The organism is Leeuwenhoekiella sp. LLG6367-2.1 (assembly GCF_045055775.1).
Lineage (GTDB): Bacteria > Bacteroidota > Bacteroidia > Flavobacteriales > Flavobacteriaceae > Leeuwenhoekiella > Leeuwenhoekiella aequorea.
In genome coordinates this window covers 3,427,913-3,446,710 of record NZ_CP159331.1, presented here as the reverse complement: position 1 = coordinate 3,446,710, position 18,798 = coordinate 3,427,913, and the positions used below count along the sequence as shown (strand labels likewise).

Below are 18,798 nucleotides of genomic sequence, written 5' to 3'. Positions count from 1 at the left end.
TTAGATATATAAATATTAGCTTTAAAGACATAGTCTAAAAGAAACAATTGAATATTGTAATACTAGTCAATTAAAATTTTGATAATCAGGTAATTAAATTTAAAATAGAATTACTAAACATTATTTGTCTAGTAATATTTATCCCATTAATTATAATTAATAATGTTTCTTACATAATTATAAATGAGTTGGATGTAAATGTTCCCCATAAATGCTTTTAACTTATATAGTAGTCAAACCCCGCTTAGAACATGTTTATATGATCGATAATTACACAATATGCACCAGATAGAAGAACGGGAAGTAAAACGTCTTAAGTGCGTAAGTTCATACAGATCTGTGAATGATTCAACAAAGCAGGACTTTGATCAGATAGCCCGAGTAGCGGCAATACTGGCAGATATGCCATCTGTACTCATAAGTTTCATGGATGTCACACACCATACGTTTATATCTAATTATGGAATTAATCTAAAAGAAATACCGCGCGAAGAGGCTTTTTGTGAACACTTATTGAAGAACCACAAAAATCCTTTAATAGTAGAAAATGCACATCTAGACGAGCGGTTTGTAAATAATACTTACGTGGTAGGCTATCCATTTATAATGTTTTATGCTGGGTTTCCGATCATCACTCACGATGATTATGTATTAGGAACACTCTGTGTAATTGATCATAAACCCAGAGAAATCTCACAACAGCAAATAGATGGTTTAAGTCTGCTGGCTAATCAAATTTTACAAATTTTTGAATTACAGAAGAAAAGCCACGATCTCGAATTAAGTAAAGCCCAGTATAAGCACAAATCGGAGCGCTTTTCTAATATTATAGAAGCCTCTAATGTAGGTACATGGGAATGGGATTTAAATTCTGGAAATGTCTATTTTAATGATAAACTAGCTGAAATGCTGGGTTACGATCTTTATGAAATGCAACCGGAAACGAAAGATTCATTCACAGCACGAGTGCATAAAAACGATGTTGAGCTATTTGAAAGGACATTAACAGCCTATTTTGCTGGGGAAACAGATTTTTATACTTGTGAATATCGCTTACGCGATAAAAAAGGGGGATGGGTTTGGATCCTAGATAGAGGGAGAACAGTTACTTGGAATTCTGATGGAACTCCTAAATTAATGTTTGGGACTCACGCTGATATTACGCAGCGCAAAGTAGACTCGAGAAAGCTTGCAAGTACTAATAAGCGATTAAAGATTGCGCAGAAAATCGCAAAACTTGGTTACTGGGAACTGAATCGTCTTACAAATAAGGAGTTTTGGTCGAATCAAATTTTTGAAATATGGAATATTAATCCGGGAGTGCAAAGCTTCAATTACACGTATTTAATTAGTACGGTTCATCCGGATGATTTACATCAATTTAAAGCCAAATTTCAGACAGAATCTTCAAAATCTGAGTCCTCTTTTCATTTCAGGATATTAGTGGACGGTAAGACTAAGTGGATACGATGCAGTAAAACCTTTAAATTATCAAATCCGGCGCATATTGAGGGAACATTTCAAGATGTTACATCTCAAAAAATGCTCAAACTTTCACTTGTTGAATCTGAAAAAAGATACAGTGATTTATTTCAATTAATGCCTATTCCTTCATTTGTATATAATCTCGAGACTCTTGCCATTACTGAGGTTAATTTTGCTGCAGAAAAAGATTATGGGTATACAAGAGAGGAGTTTTTATCAATGACGCTAAAAGATTTAAGGCCTCAAGATGATATTAAGGTTTTAATGGATGCCGTGAACCGGACCAAAAAGGAGATCGGACTCCAAAAAATAGGAATTTATCGCCACAAGCGTAAAGATGCCTCAGAATTTAAGGTAGAAATTCACAGTAATCAACTCCACGGAAGTAAGAATTTCTCACGAGTAGTAATGGCTGTAAATATATCTGATACGCTCAATTATATTAAGCAAATAGAGGATAAAAATGCTCGTCTTCAAGAAATTTCGCACGTACAGTCACACGTGGTACGAGCGCCATTAGCAAAAATGATGGGTATTATAGGCCTTATTAATGAAGACTTTGATTTAGACGCTGAAGAAAATAAAATGTTTCTTACGGAGATCCTTGAGTCCGCTAAAGAATTAGATAAAATTATACGTTCCATATCAAATAAAGCATCTCAATTAAATAGTTAATACCCCTTTATGGAGCAGGAAGTATTTATAATAGATGATGATAAAGTTATATGCATGGTTCATCAATATTTAATTGCCCATGTTCTTAAAACGGAAACCTCTATCTTCGTAGATGCTTCCGAAGCTCTCGCTGTTATTCAAAAGAATTCTTCTTCTAAAGGCTATTTGATTTACCTTGATATTAATATGCCTGAGTTAAACGGATGGGAATTTATCAAACATCTGGAAAGATTAAAGAATCCGGAAAGATTCGTTATTATACTGGTAACATCATCTGTAGATGTTGCAGATAAATGGAAAGCTAGTCAGTTTGAATGCGTTAAAGGCTATGTAGAAAAACCACTTACAAAAGCGAAATTAATTAATCTTAATTGGTAATGTTTCTATTCCTGCTTATAATTATAGGAAATATTTAAGACTGACTAATCTTATAATTAAGTACCTTAAACTAATTCAATTTAAATTTATTATTAACCGTAAATAAATTAGTTATGAGTAAGGATAGCAAAGAATCTAAGAACGATAAAAAGGAAGATAAACAAAGTATTGATAAAGGTCCTTTAAAGGATAAGCATGTAAATCAATACGGAGAGAAAGACAAAGATAAAAAGCGAGGAGCTTAAATTTTTGAGAAAAAAAAAGGGCTACCATTTGGTAGCCCTTTTTAGTTTATTGAATGTCTAAACTGGAATACTAGAAGCTTTTTCCATTCGATCCCAATTTCTGTGTTTTGCCATAGCATTCACAAATTCTTGAGGTTGCTTAGCATTTACAAATAAAGCTTTATCATCGTTGTATTCTTTGATGTAGCTATTTTTAAGTAAATCTTCAGCTTCATTACAAACTGCAATGGCTTTACAGTGTTTAAAGGCCTCACTTATGAACTTGCTAAACTTTCCGTTCTTAAGCAATGCGTCCACAGATTTTTTTCCTCCAGGCACAAAAACAGCATCAAATAATACACTTTCAGTAGTCATAATTGCCGCTGCAACTTTATGCTCCATATTCTCATCACATTTAATGGTACCGCCGTGTGGAGCAATAATTTTAACCATCGCACCTTCTTTTTCCAGAATATCTTTATACGGTTTAAAATCGCTCATTGAAAAGCCATCTCCTGCAAGTACAGCAACTTTACGCGTAGCAATGCTAATAAATTTAGTATGTGCTTGACTTAAGGCCTTATCAGATTTTAAGTATTCTTTTTTAGGAATAGGCTGAAATTTTTCTACTTCGGCATCAGCACCTATTGCTTGGTTAACAGGCTCTTCGATACTATCAGGAATTGCAAGTCCTAGACCTTCAGCAACTTTGCTAGCAAGATCAGTATCAATGTTGTTAATGATCCACAACATACGTTCCTTGATATAGCCGTGCTCGCACTTGCCTAATTCAAATGTATAGGCATCAACAAGATGCTCTTGTTCCCAAGGAGCTAAACTTCTATAAAAAAGTGCCGGTTGTGAATAGTGATCACTGAAGCTTTCACTACGAGATCGTATTTTGCGCGCGTCTATACGCTCTTCATACGATGTGAATGCACCGTCAGCCATTTTAGCAAGATGCGGACAACCCATAGTTAAGGAATTTGGGAAATAAGCTGTTTGTCCTTTTGGGATTTCAGTTTGCATATGTCCATCACGCTGATTATTGTGAGTAGGTACAATAGGCTTATTAATAGGTATCTGATGAAAATTAGGACTTCCTAAACGTGATAACTGCGTATCTCTGTAAGAGAATAAACGGCCTTGTAATAAAGGATCATTCGTAAAATCTATACCTGGAACAATATGACCCGGTAAGAATGCAACTTGTTCTGTTTCTGCAAAGAAATTTTCTGGATTTCTATTTAAAGTCATCTTACCAATAATTTCCACCGGCACCATTTCTTCTGGAATCAGTTTTGTAGGATCTAAAAGATCAAAATCAAACTTGTGCTCATCTTCTTCAGATACAACTTGAATACCAAATTCCCACTCCGGATATTGGCCTGCTTCAATAGCGTCCCATAAATCTCTTCTGTGGAAATCTGAGTCGGCTCCATTTATTTTTACAGCTTCATCCCAAGTAACAGAATGCACTCCTAATACCGGTTTCCAGTGAAATTTTACAAAATGGGATTTTCCCTCTTTATTTATAAATCGGAACGTATGAATTCCAAAACCTTCCATCATACGGTAACTACGAGGGATCGCACGGTCGCTCATAAGCCAGATATGATTATGAAGAGTTTCGGTAGCACGAGAAACAAAATCATAAAATGTATCGTGAGCAGATGCTGCCTGCGGAATTTCTCTATGTGGTTCTGGTTTTACAGAATGAATTAAATCTGGAAATTTCATCGCATCCTGTATAAAAAATATAGGCATGTTGTTACCTACAAGATCCCAGGTTCCTTCTTCATTATAAAATTTCACTGCAAAACCTCGTACATCTCGCGCAAGATCTGGAGAACCTTTAGAACCGGCTACAGTTGAAAATCGCACAAACACTGGCGTCTTTCTTTTAGTATCTGTAAAAAGACCTGCCTTTGTATAATTTTCTATACTCTTATAAAGTTCGAAGTATCCGTGTGCGGCACTTCCTCGTGCGTGTACAATACGTTCTGGAATACGCTCGTGATCAAAACTTGTGATTTTTTCACGCAATAAAAAATCCTCTAAAAGGGTGGCTCCGCGTTCACCAGATTTTAGAGAATTATTAGTATCGTTTACTTTTAAACCTTGATTTGTCGTTAAGGTTTTGTCCTTAGGATCTTTATAATGGGATGATAATTGGTCGATTTTTTTTGAAGTTGATTCTTCATTTGTTTTATTCGCCATAACATTGAATAGGTTGATTAATAGCTTTAAAATTACTATTGCGAAAAATCAATTATTCAAAATAAAGGTTAAATTATGTTCACTGATAGATTAAAATTATCTTAAATGATATTGTGAAAACAAGATTTTATAGGCATTACACATATCTCGTATATTTTAAGTCTTTGAAAATTATTAATATATAATTTCAACGCAGATTCTAATTCGACAAAGTTTACAAACTACTGCAAGAAATGTATTATTAAAAACAATAATTATTTTTAATGTTATTCAGTTTTAAAATCATCAAATTTATAATGTTCTTCTCTTCCTAAAACTGAAAGGTTTTGAGCTCTCTTGAATAGATGCGCTTCAGTTTCAAAAAAGTGCATCATATAGCCTGCTGTATTTACAAAAATGATAGTATCTCCAATTTCTGGTAATTGAGGAAGTTCGATTCTTCTCTTCAATAGAATATCACGTTCTAAACAATAAGCTCCTGTAAAATACACTTCAACTGGTTTAGCATCTTTATTCGGGTTTTTGTAACACACAAACGGATCGAGTAAAAAATCTGCACTCGAACTTTTCATTTGAGACATATTCATTTCTAAACCAATGAGGTGATTACCACGCGCATCAACTTTGCGATGTGCAACTCGAGCCGCAGTTATTCCAACTTGGTTGAGTAAACTTCTTCCCGGTTCTAATCTTAATTCTATATTTAATTGCTCTAATCTCTGATATACGGCTTTGCTTGAATCATTTGTAGTATCCAATATTTCTTTTAGAAAACTGGCTTTGGAGTTTTCATTATAATAGGGGTAAGTTGCCAGGTCACCTTCTATTTGCCCGTTTCTATTTGTATAACCTAAACCATCATTATTATAGGTAAGAGATTCGCGGTGTTCTAAAATGGCATTTTGAAGCTCTGTTTTAAAGAGGTTCCATTCATTTTGATGTCTTAAATAATTCATCAAAATTCCGCCTCCAATATCTATAAATTTAAATGAGGTTTTTGAAGAGTTAAGTTTTTCAATTAAGTCTAATGTTTGATGTATAGATTCACCTCGTTGTGAAGTACTGTAACCGTCTAAATGAAAATGGAACCCTTCGATACTAAACAAATGCTCATTGGCTTCTGTAAAATAATTTTGCATTAAACTTTCGATGTCATCAATGTCAAAGCCAAAGCGACTCAAAAGTTTGTTGCCTTCATAGTAAAACCCAGAAATACGAATTCCTATTTTAGCTTTGATATTATTTTCTCTTGCAATTTGTGCAGCTTGATCCAATTCGTCCTGATTATCGATCACCAGCAAGACCTTATTTTTAATGGCAAGCTCCAGTACTTTTCTACTCTTTATTGCGGCAGTGGATATAAGTCTATCTGACGCAACCTGAAGATCTATACATTGTTTTAATTCTTCATAACTAGCGGTATCTACACCGATTCCATTTGCGACTGCAGCGGTTATAAGATTCTGAAATTTATTGGCTTTACGTGCAAAGAAAATTTTGCTATCAAAATTATAGGTTGCTAAAATCTCCTGATACTCTTTTATATTACGTGAGAAGGCATCTAAGCTATGTATGTTTATAGGAGATTCGTAAGAATTAAAAAGGGTCTCCTGAAGTTCAAAATTATTGATAAACTTGAACATCCACTCCGAAGTAATAGGTTCTAACTTGGGTAATTTAGTATTCATTTGTAGCGGTTAACCGGTTCGTATTTTTTAAAATTAATAAGGCTGTATTCTGCGCCCATTGCGTTACAGTATCATTGTGCTTTCTGGATAGCGTATCATTATCAAACAGTGTATTTTCTGTGGGCGTCCCATAGCAGACAATATCTTTATTTATGGTATCATTCTGATTTATAATACTGCCATCTGCAGTGCATCTTAGTTCGTTATAATCTATTGATTTCTCCTCTACTGAAAAAAGTCCGTCAGAAGAGTTATTAAAAATAACTGGAGCCTCTTTTGAAAATCCTCTTGGCAATCTCGAATCTACAAGATAATCAACCTCTATAGTTTCGGTATTAGAACAAAAGATAAACTTCTCATTTTCTTTTTTTATAATCGGACTTTTAACAAAAGTGAAATCTAAAATTCCGGCGTTATGAAGTACAATCATTTTTTCAATATTTTGCACAGGAGGTCCGTATGAGATACGATTGAATAATCCGAAATAGCTTTTCTGAAAGAAATTCTTAGACTCTGGTGTTAGACGATTTGTACTGTACAAAAAATTAAAATCATCAGATATAAAACGCCATGCAGATGCCGCTGCCACATATGGGCTAGTAGGATTCGAATTTTCGGTAACCCAAAATTTCCAGTATTTTATAACGCTGAAATCAGTATTTTTTCCTTCAATCTGGTTGGGATTATATAATTCATTCACCGAAAATCGTTTAACCTCAGGATTTTCTTTGTGAAAGACAAGAATTCTTTTTTCGAGTTCGTCAAAAGAGATATCAGGGTCAATGGAGATATTTTTATTTTCAAATAATTGAAAATAAAAGGACGCAATAATATCCTGTTCTACTATAGGTAATAGTTCAGATTCAAAATCAAATATGGTTGTAGTATTTTTAATTCCCGATACAAAGCATTTAAAGTAAAAACTGATTTGTTTTTGTTTCGTGGTATGGTTTCCGCGAGGTATTATAGGAATACCAGACCTGGAAAATGGAAGGATGTATTTAGGTTCTAAACCACTTTTGTAATACATCAACTGTTGTCCGTCAATTTTTTTAAAGTATCCAGATCGGCCTTCGGTAAGTCCTAAAATAGTATCAATAGCAGTTAAGCCCAGACCTTTACAACTTACTATAGCTTGCGATTTTATACCTGTTAGTTTTTCAGAAAAAGGATATACAAATGGAATTGTGGCATCTGTAGAATCGTCCGTAGTTTTTTTACTTATGATACTTGGGGAATGACCAGTTGTAATTAAAAGTTTATCTACAATAACCTGCTTTCCAAATGATTTAGCATCTATACGATATCCAGATTCTATTTTGTGAATTGCATATACGCGAGCAACATAGGTATATATTTTTATTGAAGGTGTAGCAACATCCTTTAACTTATTAAAGTAATAGCTCAGATATGCGCCTACCTCTTTACGTGGAGCAATTTGAGAATTTTCATAATCTTCAGAATTACCGGTACGTTTGGAAATATAGGAAGTAAATGAAGGTATAGTTACTAACGCAGGTGGATCTGAAGCGGGAGCACAAGAAATAAACTGATTGGGATAATTCATCAATAAATAATCAGGTTGATTTACATCGTAAACCCACCCTGTGGCAAATGCTTCAGACTCATTAAAAAGATGAATATTTACATCAGAAGTTATGTTGTACTTTTTTAAAAATGCCAGAATACGCTCAAAGCCATAAAAACCTTTAGGGCCAAACCCAATAATTGCTATATTAAAAGCTTCCGATGGCATTATTTTAATTTTTTAGCTACCCATTCTTCATTATAAATAGTTTCCAGATACCGTTCTCCGCGATCGCAAAGAATTAAAACACATTTTGAGTTTTTTGGTAGTTCAGGTACTCGTTTTAAAAACGCAGTAGTGACAGCACCAGAAGAACCTCCGGCTAATATACTTTCTGTTTCCAATAATTTTTTACATCCCGTTACACATTCCATATCAGAAATATGCATTACATCATAAATAGAAGATTTATCTAAAAATTGTGAAGGTAAACCTGCACCATGTCCGGGAATAAAACGCTCTTTAGGTTTATTACCAAAAATAACGCTACCCTGTGCATCTACAGCGATTAATTTTGTTGAGAGATTTTTCTCTTCGATATATGATGCGCAACCCATTAAAGTTCCGCAAGTGCTAGTTGCTGAAAAAACGTAATCTGCATCGGGCAAACTAGAAGCAATTTCAGACATCGTTACATAATGTGCTTTCGGGTTTGCTCTATTCCCGTATTGATTTGTCCATACCGCATTATCAAGTGTATCTACCAATTCTTGTACGCGATCCAGACGAGCACCTAGATAACCACCATCATCATTAGGTTTTTCTACAATGTCAACTTTTACACCATAAGCATTTAAGATTTTTAAAGTATGCTTGTTAGCTTTGGGATCAACAACAATGATTAGCGGAATATTATAATATCTACAGACTTGTGCTAATCCTATAGCCATATTACCACTACTACTTTCAATAAGGGTAGTGCTAGGGGTTATATCGCCATTCTTGATGCCTTCTTCTATAATACTTAAAGAGGTTCGGTCTTTGATACTTCCGCCGGGATTAGCCATTTCTAATTTGCCATATACATCGATTCCTGTTAAGGCAGAAAGTTGTTTCAGATGTACAAGAGGTGTATTTCCAACAGTATTTAAAATAGAGTCAAACTGCGTAGGACTAGATTTTACTGGAGAAGTGAGAGTCGCATTCATAATTGTAATACGTGTTTATAAATAGCTTGGTTGATTTAATCTCAAATCTATATGATTATTAATCCTGCCTTATTTACAATAACAATATTTAACAAGATGTAGTTAAATATTTTAAAAATTCAAAACCGGTCTATGGTTTAACTCAGTGCATTACTTTAATTTGAGCAACAACTAACAATTCATTCTCAACTATGGAAACCTGGACATTTGCATCTGCCTCAATTATTGTAAAAGTACTAATATCGATACTCGTCATATTTTCGGTAATTATTCTCATAACACGAATAAGCGGTCTGCGCACATTTGCCAAAATGTCGAGTTTTGATTTTGCATCTACGATTGCTATAGGATCAATATTAGCATCGGTGGTATTGAATACGAATCAATCTCTGCTTAAGGGAAGTATAGCTCTAGGAGGTATAGTCTTATTTCAGACGTTTTTTTCCTATGTGACCAGAAAGTCAAAAAAACTGGATTCATTATTTACAAATTCACCCGTAATGTTGATGTATGAAGGTAAAATACTATATGAAAACCTAGATAAAACGAATGTAGGTGAAGATGATTTAATAGCAAAATTAAGAGAAGCTAATGCGCTTAAATTTTCTGAAGTTAGAGCGGTAATTCTAGAGTCTACCGGAGATATGTCTGTTCTTCACAGTTCTGAGACTACAGAGTTAGATGCTAAAGTTTTACAAGGGGTAAAGGGTATTCCAGACTACGTAAATTTGTAGTTAGTATTAAAAAAAAATAAAGCCCTGACTTTTTTAAAAAAGTCAGGGCTTTATTTTTTTACAATTTCGTTGCTAGTTCAGCAATCTTGATTATTACCTCTGTAGCTTTTATCATACTTTCGACAGGAACATATTCAAATCTTCCGTGAAAATTATGACCACCTGCAAATATATTAGGACAAGGTAAACCCATAAATGAAAGTTGAGAGCCATCTGTACCGCCACGAATTGGTTTTATTAATGGTTTAACACCTACTGCTCGCATAGCTTCTTCAGCTAAATCTACAATATGCATGACCGGCTCAATTTTCTCACGCATATTAAAATATTGATCTTTAATTTCAATACTAATAAGCTCCAAGCCATACTGACTATTAATTTCTACAGCCAGATTGTGTAGAACTTCTTTTCTAGCTTCAAAATGTCCGCTATCGTGATCTCTAATGATATACTCAAGTACAGTTTGCTCTACATCTCCTGTAATGCCATTTAAATGGAAAAAACCTTCCCGCTCAGAAGTATGCTCCGGAGTTTCTAAACGCGGTAGCGAATTGATAAAATCTTGAGCAATGTAAATGCTGTTAATCATTTTACCTTTTGCATAACCTGGATGCACACTTTTTCCTTTTACAAAAACTTTTACCCCAGCCGCATTAAAATTTTCAAACTCTAGTTCGCCAATCTGGCTTCCATCCATTGTGTAAGCCCATGCAGCACCAAACTTTTCTACATCAAATTTATGTGCGCCACGACCTATTTCTTCATCGGGTGTGAATCCCACGCGTATAGTTCCGTGCTCAATTTGAGGATTATTTTTAAGGTATTTTAAAGCTTCCATTATTTCGGTAATACCTGCTTTATCATCTGCACCTAATAGTGTAGTTCCATCGGTCGTGATCAATGTTTGACCTTCATATTGCAATAAATCATCAAAATCGCCCGGTGATAAAACTATATCTAAATCGGCATTTAATACGATATCTTTTCCGTCGTAATTTTCTACAATTTGCGGATTAACATTAGTTCCTGTAAAATCTGGTGTTGTATCGTAATGCGCAATAAAGCCAATGGTAGGTACAATAGCCGAAGTTGTTGATGGCAGAGTAGCCATTATGTAGCCATTTTCATCGATGGAGGCATCAGAAAGGCCCATATCTAACAATTCCTGATGCAATTTATTTGCAAGATCCCATTGCTTGGATGTACTGGGTGTACTAAGACTATTTTCATCACTTTGTGTGTCTATAGTCACATAACTCAAAAATCTATTTACTAGTGCGTCTTTTTCTATCATAACTGGAGGTTGCTTATCGATGAGTGTGGCCGTGATATTCCTAATAATTTAAATACAAATATCTTACTTATAATTTATAATTATAATGGCCAACCCGTTGGTAACTAAAATTTTTCGCAAAATTAATATTCTCCTTATAGATTATAGCATACCCGTTAAAATTTATTCTTTAAATGTTGAGTTATTAATCAGTATTAAAAGACTTAATCCTTATTTATTGAATTATTTGCCGTGGATAAACGATTTATTTGAAAAAATGCTAACTATTAAATTACTATTTCTTTTAGAAATTACTTGAGCAAATGTATTTTTGAAGCTACTTACTCAGCTACTATGTATAAATCAATTATTAGGCCTTTACTTTTTAAATATGATCCAGAAAAAGTACATCATTTTACCTTTAAGAGTATTCGCTTATTAAGTGGGATTGGGTTAACTAAACTTTTAAAACCCGTATTTAATGTAGAAGATAAGCGCTTAGAACGTACGGTATTCGGCTTAAAATTTAAAAATCCAGTAGGTCTTGCTGCAGGTTTTGATAAAGATGCAAAATTGTTTCAAGAGCTTTCTGATTTTGGTTTTGGATTTGTCGAGATCGGAACTCTTACTCCTAAGCCACAAGATGGAAACCCTAAAAAACGTCTATTTCGGCTTAAAGAAGATCAAGCAATTATTAACCGAATGGGATTTAATAATGGGGGAGTAGATGAGGCTGTAAAACGATTAAAAAAGAATAAAAATGTTTTAATAGGCGGTAATATTGGTAAAAATAAAATTACGCCTAATGAGGAAGCATTTGAAGATTATAAAATATGCTTTAACGCTTTATTCGATTATGTAGACTACTTTGTTGTAAATGTAAGTTCGCCAAATACGCCTAATTTGAGAGCTTTACAAGATAAAGAACCGTTGACAAAATTATTAACTGGTTTGCAGCAACTCAATGCTAATAAGCAACGTCAAAAACCTATTCTTTTAAAAATAGCTCCAGATCTTACAAATGATCAATTACTCGATATTATCGAGATCGTAAACACAACCAAAATTGCAGGTGTAATCGCTACCAACACAACCATAAGTAGAGAAGGGCTTACTTCAGAAACTAAATCTGAAATGGGTGGTTTAAGCGGTAAACCCTTAAGAAGTCGCTCAACAGAAGTTATACGATTTTTATCTGAAAAAAGTAATAAGGCGTTCCCGATCATAGGAGTAGGAGGTATTCATACAAAAGAAGATGCTATAGAAAAATTAGAAGCTGGTGCTTCGCTAGTACAGCTTTATACAGGATTTATTTATGAAGGCCCCCAACTTATTAAAAAAATAAATTCTGAAATTTTATTGCGCGGCTTATAAAATAAAACCATTTTCTGCTTAAATTACCTAATAAACCCTAAAACCCTAAATACATTAATGTCTATAACAAGCAGCTCTAATATAAAGATGTGGATTATTTTTCTGCTCAACAGCTGGTTGTTGTGTTCGTTAACAAATGTGAGTTACGGGCAAAAAGTCATTATAGATTCTCTTCAAAATATTCTGAAAAATACAAAATCAGATTCCGTACGTAGTGATATTAATGAGCAGATCGCCTACCAATACTTGTATTATAAACCAGATTCTTCCAAGATATATATTGAAAGATCACTCGAATTAGCTAAGAAAATTAATTCTCAAGCTGCAATAGCTAAGGCCCACAATAGAATGGGGACTTACAATGTCGTAACATCCCAATATACAGACGCTATACTTGAATTTCAGAAATCGCTTCAATATTATAAGAAGAGTACAGATTTAAATGGCCTGAGTACGACATATGGAAATCTGGGTGCTCTAGATTTTTATTTAAAGGATTATGATGCGGCTCTTGAAAATTTTCACAAGTCAATTAAGCTTCTTGATACTGCTAAGCATACGAGTCAATACACAAAAGAGATCATTAATTTAGGTGCAGTACATCGTGAAAAGAAAAATCTGGATAGTGCTTACTATTATGCTAAACGCTCTATAGCCTATTCAAAAAAGCTTGTGGATAAGCGTATGCTTTCTGTAGCTAATTATAATATGGGTACGGCCCAGTTTCTACTTAATCAACCTGAAGAGGCTTTAAAAAGTTTGAATGCATCTTTAGAACAAAAAAATGTTCCGTTACAGTTTAAATTACTTGCGACTTGTTATAAAGCTCAAGTGTTGAATAGTCTAGGCAAATACAATGAAGCAGAGAATTTATTAGAAGGGCTTGAGGAGCAGATACTATCTTTAAATGATCACTATCTCACCCTTGTATTTTATGAATCAAAGGAAGTTATCTATCAGTCTTTGAATCAGTATGCAAAAGCCTTAACCTACTCGCAGCGATACAAGACTCTAAATAAGACAGTTCATAACGAGGAGCAAACTAATATTTTTCAGAATATTAAAGCAAAATATGCTCAAGAAGAGCGTGCTTACGAAAATGAGTTATTACGCAATGAGTCTGAAATTCAATCCTTACAAATAGAACGCCAGAAACACGCTATATATGCAGTAGGTATTATACTCGTACTACTTCTGGTAATTATTATAATACTTTATCGTCTCTATAAATTTAAGGCACAGAACAATCAGGTTCTAAAAGACAATCAGAAGCGACTTAATGCAAGTAACAGTGACCTTGCCGCTATTAATCGTCAAAAAGACAATTTGTTTTCAATTGTAGCTCACGATGTTAAAAGTCCGTTAGCAGCAATATTAAACAGCATAAATTTACTTCATGAGGATCATAAAAATTTAAATGAAGAAGAGACTGCCTTGGTGTATAGCGAATTGCAAAAACAAACTTCAGATTTATTTTATCTGATTGAAAATGTGCTTGTGTGGGCAAAATCTCAAATGAATGGTTTTAAATTCAGCTTTAGCAAATTAAATACAGACAAATTTATTAGAGAGGCGCTACAAGTAGAAATGATTTTTATAAACCGAAAAAACATTAAGGTTGTAAATAATATTAACAAAGAAGAAACTATAAATACCGATTCTCAGGTATTGCGTGTATTACTGCGTAATCTAATTAATAATGCTGTTAAATTTACTCCCGTTGATGGTACCATAACATTTAGCACGAATTATAATAAAGACAATTATCATATTGATATTACAGATACGGGTATCGGGATTTCTGAAGATAAAATTAAAAAGGTCTTAGTAGATCAAGAGCGCTATACCTTAAAGGGAACTGCTGATGAACCTGGTAATGGTATAGGTCTTATCTTATGTCAAGAAATAGCTAGTAAAATAGGAGGGCACATTGAAGCTAGAAGTGAAATGGGCAAAGGATCTACATTTACACTAGTTATACCTACCCATATGCATGGAGAATAGTATTGATAACCTACTTCCTTTAAATTGTATCTTTATCCTGTTATTTAAATTTAAAAAATGAGCCAGGCGCTTAAAATTATAGAATGTCCACGTGATGCAATGCAGGGTATAAAAGACTTTATACCTACAGATATGAAGGTGCAATATTTGCAATCTTTATTGCGGTGCGGTTTTGATACACTCGATTTTGGAAGTTTTGTTTCTCCCAAAGCCATACCTCAAATGGTGGATACGGCTGAGGTACTGGGTAAATTAGATTTAAGTAGAACTTCGACAAAATTGCTGGCAATTATAGCAAATTTACGAGGAGCAGAAGAAGCGGTTGTTCATCCTGAAATTAATTATTTGGGCTATCCGTTTAGTATTTCTGAAAATTTTCAGATGCGTAATACGCATAAAACCATAGCAGAATCGGTGGCGTTACTTCAGGAAATATTAAATCTTGCAGATAAACATAATAAAGAAGTAGTTACCTATATTTCTATGGGTTTTGGTAATCCCTATGGCGACCCTTGGAATGTTGAAATAGTAGGAGAGTGGACAGAGAAGCTCTCTAATATGGGAGTTTCAATATTATCACTATCAGATACGGTAGGAAGTTCTGATGCAAAAACCATTGATTATTTATTTAGCAATCTTATTCCAAAGTATCCTCAAATAGAATTCGGGGCCCACTTGCATACGACACCTGTAAAATGGCACGAGAAAATCGACGCTGCCTATAAAGCAGGATGCCGTCGTTTTGATGGTGCTATACAAGGCTTTGGCGGTTGCCCCATGGCAAAAGATGACTTAACAGGAAATATGCCTACAGAAAAAATACTCTCTTATTTTACGAGTGTGAAAGATGATTCTGGTATAAGACCTATGAGTTTTGAATCTGCATACAATGAAGCGTCAAAAATCTTTCATAATTACCATTAATTGAGTTTTTCTTAAGCCGGTCTATCCCAGAAATAGCAATTACCGTCTTTAGTCTAAAAATACACCGCTATTTTAAGATATTAGCAGTACCTTTGCACGCAATTAAATCTTAATTGCAATGACGGCACACGAAACTAAAATAGTAGGAGAAGGTCTAACTTATGATGACGTACTCTTAGTTCCCGCATATTCTGAAGTACTTCCGCGCGAAGTAAACATTCAATCTAAATTTTCTAGAAATATCACACTTAATGTACCCATTGTATCTGCTGCTATGGATACCGTTACTGAGTCACGTATGGCAATTGCTATAGCTCGTGAAGGTGGTATAGGTGTGTTACATAAGAATATGACCATTGAAGAACAAGCGGTGAAAGTTCGTCGTGTAAAGCGTGCCGAAAGTGGTATGATCATCGATCCCGTTACGCTTGGTCTAGATGCAAAAGTAAAAGACGCAAAACGTTTGATGTCTGAGCATAGCATTGGGGGTATTCCTATTATAGATGACAAAGGACACTTACAAGGAATAGTTACAAACCGAGATTTGCGTTTTGAAAAAAATGAAGAGCGTGCTATTGTTGAGGTAATGACTAGCGAAAATTTAATCACTACGGCTGAAGGTACCTCTTTAGGTGAGGCTGAGGTGATATTGCAAGAGAAGAAAATAGAGAAGCTACCGGTAGTTACAGACGATAACAAACTTATAGGCTTAATAACGTTTAGAGATATAACAAAACTTACCCAAAAGCCAATTGCAAATAAAGATACCTACGGAAGATTACGTGTTGCTGCCGCGGTAGGTGTTACGGGTGATGCTGTAGACCGCGTTGAAGCGCTTGTAAATGCTGGAGTTGATGCTGTAGTAATAGATACTGCGCACGGGCATACACAAGGTGTAGTACGTGTATTAAAACAAGTAAAAGAAAAATTTCCCGGACTTGATGTAGTTGTAGGAAATATTGCAACTGCCGATGCTGCAAGATATCTTGTAGAAGCGGGTGCTGATGCTGTGAAGGTAGGAATAGGCCCTGGATCTATATGTACCACACGTGTTGTTGCAGGTGTAGGATTTCCACAATTTAGTGCAGTATTAGAAGTAGGTGCTGCATTAAAAGGTACTGGTGTTCCTGTTATTGCAGATGGTGGTATTAGATATACCGGCGATATCCCTAAAGCGATTGCTGCGGGAGCAGATTGCGTAATGCTTGGGTCACTTCTTGCAGGAACAAAAGAATCTCCGGGAGAAACGATTATATATGAAGGTCGTAAGTTTAAGACCTATCGTGGAATGGGTTCTGTTGAAGCTATGAAAACTGGTTCAAAAGACAGATACTTCCAAGATGTAGAAGATGATATTAAAAAGCTTGTTCCAGAAGGTATTGTAGGTCGTGTTCCTTATAAAGGCGAACTTTATGAAAGTGTTCACCAATTTATAGGAGGTCTACGTGCAGGTATGGGATATTGCGGAGCAAAGGATATTGCAACACTTAAAGATAACGGTCGTTTTGTGAAAATTACCGCAAGCGGAATCAACGAAAGTCATCCACATGATGTTACTATCACAAAAGAATCTCCTAATTATAGTAGATAACAGTTTGGTGATATATAAGTAAAAAAAAATAGGAGCAATTGCTCCTATTTTTTTTTTTGATAACGGTGAAGATATTACTCCGTTTTTAAAGTAACACCAAGTTTCTTAGCAACTGCTTCTGTAAGATCTAAAGCCGGATCAAAATAAGCTACTCCAGAGTTAAGAGTAAGAACTTGAGAATACTTCTGTTCTTTAGCAACAGCATCTAAAGCTTGACCTACTTTCTGATACAATGGCTGCATTAATTCATTTTGTTTAATTTGAATTAAACCTTGAGAATTTTGTCTAAATCTCTGAATGTCCTCTTCCATTCCTACTATTTCCTCTTGCTTAGCCTTTTTATCTTCTTCTGTAGCTGTAGCTTCTGCATTTTGGTATGCCGTTACCGCAGACTGATATTTTGAAACTAATTCTTTGAACTGCTTATCAAGATCAGCTCCGTAAGCTTCTAGATCTTTTTGTACTTGTGTCACTTCATTTAAACTTGAAATCACAAGATCGCTATCAATAGTACCTACCTTTGATTGTGCAAATGCACTCACACTAATTAGAAAAGCTGCTAAGGGGATAAATATTTTTTTCATTCTTTAATTTTTAATACCTCTGGATGAGGCTGTCGTTATATTTATTAATTGGTTTTTAAAAAAGTACAAACAAAGATAAAAAAGCGGTTGAGCTAACAAAGCTTTTTAAAGGTTAATCAAGAAATTCGCCACGATGCGGTTTAAGAGCATCCCGCACTGCAATCATCTCAGATTTATAAACCGTAATATAGGCAATGCTGTAAGAGCTCGATTTTACTTCTATTCCAGTAGTACTATCTTTTAGTTCACTAGAAGCAATATAATCATTGAGATGTATCACGTGATGTTCTGCTATTTTCTTTGAATCTGGACCTCTAAAGTCCCAGATTAATTTAAGTTTAGTGTTCATTATAACTTGTATTTCAATTCTTGTGCCAAAAAAACTAGGCAATTTCTGATTCTGCAAAGTTCTTAAAATCCCGCATATACTTGAGTGATTGTTTTTTGAATATTCCCGGCATAAGTAACCCTAAGGTTTTCATAGCTAAACCTTCAAATTTAAACTCACTCTCAGAGCGCCATACGGTTTTGCCGTCTTCGGTACTTTCAAATGTGTTCTTTTGAATATTTAAGACACCCGGCGCTCTATATTCAGCAATTAAATGATGTGGCATTTCAGTTTCAAGAATGGTTTCTATCATCGTTATTTTACGTTTGCCAAAATCATATTTTAATTCTGTTTTAGCTCCTTGCTCACCAAAATTTCCAGAAACAACTCGGGCAGATATTAATCCGTCTTGCCATTTTTTCAAGTTTTCAAGACTATCCATTTTAGAAATGGTTTCTTTTAGAGGTAAGTCAATTATGATTTTAAGAGAATACTTCATATTATTTCTTTTGTTGCACTTTTTTTGTGAAATATACATATTATAAGATTGGTGCTCTATTAGATTATTTAGAGTTCTCGA

At 34.5% G+C, this 18,798-nt stretch carries 16 protein-coding genes; 8 read left to right on the top strand and 8 right to left on the bottom strand.

The genetic code is table 11. From position 1 onward, the window contains the following. Positions 1 to 279: 279 nt before the first annotated feature. The 3 genes from ABVM53_RS15335 (at position 280) to ABVM53_RS15325 (ending at position 2,783) form a co-directional block, all read left to right on the top strand. The gene (locus ABVM53_RS15335; RefSeq protein ID WP_405327847.1) at positions 280 to 2,160 is read left to right on the top strand and encodes a PAS domain S-box protein; all 1,881 of its coding nucleotides are present in this window, start codon (positions 280 to 282) and stop codon (positions 2,158 to 2,160) included. Between the two features lie 9 nt (positions 2,161 to 2,169). Next, positions 2,170 to 2,538, top strand: a complete 369-nt coding sequence (locus ABVM53_RS15330) for a two-component system response regulator (protein WP_405327844.1) — start codon at positions 2,170 to 2,172, stop codon at positions 2,536 to 2,538. A 113-nt stretch (positions 2,539 to 2,651) separates the two neighbouring features. Beyond that, positions 2,652 to 2,783 (top strand): hypothetical protein, encoded by a 132-nt coding sequence (locus tag ABVM53_RS15325; protein ID WP_371456734.1) that lies wholly within the window; start codon positions 2,652 to 2,654, stop codon positions 2,781 to 2,783. A 57-nt stretch (positions 2,784 to 2,840) separates the two neighbouring features. Here ABVM53_RS15325 and ABVM53_RS15320 read toward each other — a convergent pair whose 3' ends face one another. The 4 genes from ABVM53_RS15320 to sbnA all read right to left on the bottom strand — a co-directional run bounded on the left by ABVM53_RS15320 (position 2,841) and on the right by sbnA (position 9,406). After that, positions 2,841 to 4,982: a catalase gene (locus ABVM53_RS15320; RefSeq protein ID WP_405327840.1), complete on the bottom strand. Its 2,142-nt coding sequence runs from the start codon at positions 4,980 to 4,982 to the stop codon at positions 2,841 to 2,843. 266 nt (positions 4,983 to 5,248) lie between these two features. Beyond that, positions 5,249 to 6,670 carry a Y4yA family PLP-dependent enzyme gene (locus ABVM53_RS15315; protein WP_405327837.1) on the bottom strand — a complete coding sequence of 474 codons (1,422 nt, stop codon included), beginning with the start codon at positions 6,668 to 6,670 and terminating at the stop codon, positions 5,249 to 5,251. Then, positions 6,660 to 8,426 carry an FAD/NAD(P)-binding protein gene (locus tag ABVM53_RS15310; protein ID WP_405327835.1) on the bottom strand — a complete coding sequence of 589 codons (1,767 nt, stop codon included), beginning with the start codon at positions 8,424 to 8,426 and terminating at the stop codon, positions 6,660 to 6,662. The genes ABVM53_RS15315 and ABVM53_RS15310 overlap by 11 nt, the downstream gene beginning before the upstream one ends. After that, positions 8,426 to 9,406: a 2,3-diaminopropionate biosynthesis protein SbnA gene (sbnA, locus tag ABVM53_RS15305; RefSeq protein ID WP_405327832.1), complete on the bottom strand. Its 981-nt coding sequence runs from the start codon at positions 9,404 to 9,406 to the stop codon at positions 8,426 to 8,428. Before sbnA ends, ABVM53_RS15310 begins: the two co-directional genes overlap by 1 nt. A 191-nt stretch (positions 9,407 to 9,597) precedes the next feature. On the opposite strand from sbnA, the gene ABVM53_RS15300 reads away from it, so the two are divergent. After that, positions 9,598 to 10,140 (top strand): DUF421 domain-containing protein, encoded by a 543-nt coding sequence (locus ABVM53_RS15300; RefSeq protein ID WP_405327829.1) that lies wholly within the window; start codon positions 9,598 to 9,600, stop codon positions 10,138 to 10,140. A gap of 58 nt (positions 10,141 to 10,198) precedes the next feature. Here the strand turns inward: ABVM53_RS15300 and pepT are convergent, their stop codons facing one another. Next, positions 10,199 to 11,434, bottom strand: coding sequence for a peptidase T (gene pepT / locus ABVM53_RS15295; protein WP_405327826.1), 1,236 nt, complete (start codon positions 11,432 to 11,434; stop codon positions 10,199 to 10,201). A gap of 333 nt (positions 11,435 to 11,767) precedes the next feature. On the opposite strand from pepT, the gene ABVM53_RS15290 reads away from it, so the two are divergent. The 4 genes from ABVM53_RS15290 (at position 11,768) to guaB (ending at position 17,306) form a co-directional block, all read left to right on the top strand. Further along, positions 11,768 to 12,787: a quinone-dependent dihydroorotate dehydrogenase gene (locus ABVM53_RS15290; protein WP_405327823.1), complete on the top strand. Its 1,020-nt coding sequence runs from the start codon at positions 11,768 to 11,770 to the stop codon at positions 12,785 to 12,787. A 57-nt stretch (positions 12,788 to 12,844) separates the two neighbouring features. Then, a complete protein-coding gene (locus tag ABVM53_RS15285; RefSeq protein WP_405327820.1) occupies positions 12,845 to 14,791 on the top strand; it encodes an ATP-binding protein in 1,947 nt (648 codons plus the stop codon). A 57-nt stretch (positions 14,792 to 14,848) separates the two neighbouring features. Then, a complete protein-coding gene (locus ABVM53_RS15280; RefSeq protein ID WP_405327817.1) occupies positions 14,849 to 15,715 on the top strand; it encodes a hydroxymethylglutaryl-CoA lyase in 867 nt (288 codons plus the stop codon). Between the two features lie 118 nt (positions 15,716 to 15,833). Beyond that, positions 15,834 to 17,306 (top strand): IMP dehydrogenase, encoded by a 1,473-nt coding sequence (guaB, locus tag ABVM53_RS15275; protein WP_371456724.1) that lies wholly within the window; start codon positions 15,834 to 15,836, stop codon positions 17,304 to 17,306. A gap of 74 nt (positions 17,307 to 17,380) precedes the next feature. On the opposite strand, the gene ABVM53_RS15270 is transcribed toward guaB, so the two are convergent. The 3 genes from ABVM53_RS15270 to ABVM53_RS15260 form a co-directional block, all read right to left on the bottom strand. After that, positions 17,381 to 17,890, bottom strand: coding sequence for an OmpH family outer membrane protein (locus tag ABVM53_RS15270; protein WP_405327814.1), 510 nt, complete (start codon positions 17,888 to 17,890; stop codon positions 17,381 to 17,383). 112 nt (positions 17,891 to 18,002) lie between these two features. Continuing rightward, positions 18,003 to 18,239 carry a hypothetical protein gene (locus ABVM53_RS15265; protein ID WP_405327812.1) on the bottom strand — a complete coding sequence of 79 codons (237 nt, stop codon included), beginning with the start codon at positions 18,237 to 18,239 and terminating at the stop codon, positions 18,003 to 18,005. Positions 18,240 to 18,273: 34 nt separating this feature from the next. Beyond that, complete coding sequence (locus tag ABVM53_RS15260; RefSeq protein ID WP_405327809.1) at positions 18,274 to 18,717, bottom strand: SRPBCC family protein; 444 nt, start codon at positions 18,715 to 18,717, stop codon at positions 18,274 to 18,276. Between the last annotated feature and the right edge of the window lie 81 nt (positions 18,718 to 18,798).

Bases quoted from the DNA above. Each gene is read 5' to 3' on its own strand.
- ABVM53_RS15335 (WP_405327847.1), top strand. From the start codon at position 280: ATGCACCAGATAGAAGAACGGGAAGTAAAACGTCTTAAGTGCGTAAGT.
- ABVM53_RS15330 (WP_405327844.1), top strand. From the start codon at position 2,170: ATGGAGCAGGAAGTATTTATAATAGATGATGATAAAGTTATATGCATG.
- ABVM53_RS15325 (WP_371456734.1), top strand. From the start codon at position 2,652: ATGAGTAAGGATAGCAAAGAATCTAAGAACGATAAAAAGGAAGATAAA.
- ABVM53_RS15320 (WP_405327840.1), bottom strand. From the start codon at position 4,982: ATGGCGAATAAAACAAATGAAGAATCAACTTCAAAAAAAATCGACCAA.
- ABVM53_RS15315 (WP_405327837.1), bottom strand. From the start codon at position 6,670: ATGAATACTAAATTACCCAAGTTAGAACCTATTACTTCGGAGTGGATG.
- ABVM53_RS15310 (WP_405327835.1), bottom strand. From the start codon at position 8,426: ATGCCATCGGAAGCTTTTAATATAGCAATTATTGGGTTTGGCCCTAAA.
- sbnA (WP_405327832.1), bottom strand. From the start codon at position 9,406: ATGAATGCGACTCTCACTTCTCCAGTAAAATCTAGTCCTACGCAGTTT.
- ABVM53_RS15300 (WP_405327829.1), top strand. From the start codon at position 9,598: ATGGAAACCTGGACATTTGCATCTGCCTCAATTATTGTAAAAGTACTA.
- pepT (WP_405327826.1), bottom strand. From the start codon at position 11,434: ATGATAGAAAAAGACGCACTAGTAAATAGATTTTTGAGTTATGTGACT.
- ABVM53_RS15290 (WP_405327823.1), top strand. From the start codon at position 11,768: ATGTATAAATCAATTATTAGGCCTTTACTTTTTAAATATGATCCAGAA.
- ABVM53_RS15285 (WP_405327820.1), top strand. From the start codon at position 12,845: ATGTCTATAACAAGCAGCTCTAATATAAAGATGTGGATTATTTTTCTG.
- ABVM53_RS15280 (WP_405327817.1), top strand. From the start codon at position 14,849: ATGAGCCAGGCGCTTAAAATTATAGAATGTCCACGTGATGCAATGCAG.
- guaB (WP_371456724.1), top strand. From the start codon at position 15,834: ATGACGGCACACGAAACTAAAATAGTAGGAGAAGGTCTAACTTATGAT.
- ABVM53_RS15270 (WP_405327814.1), bottom strand. From the start codon at position 17,890: ATGAAAAAAATATTTATCCCCTTAGCAGCTTTTCTAATTAGTGTGAGT.
- ABVM53_RS15265 (WP_405327812.1), bottom strand. From the start codon at position 18,239: ATGAACACTAAACTTAAATTAATCTGGGACTTTAGAGGTCCAGATTCA.
- ABVM53_RS15260 (WP_405327809.1), bottom strand. From the start codon at position 18,717: ATGAAGTATTCTCTTAAAATCATAATTGACTTACCTCTAAAAGAAACC.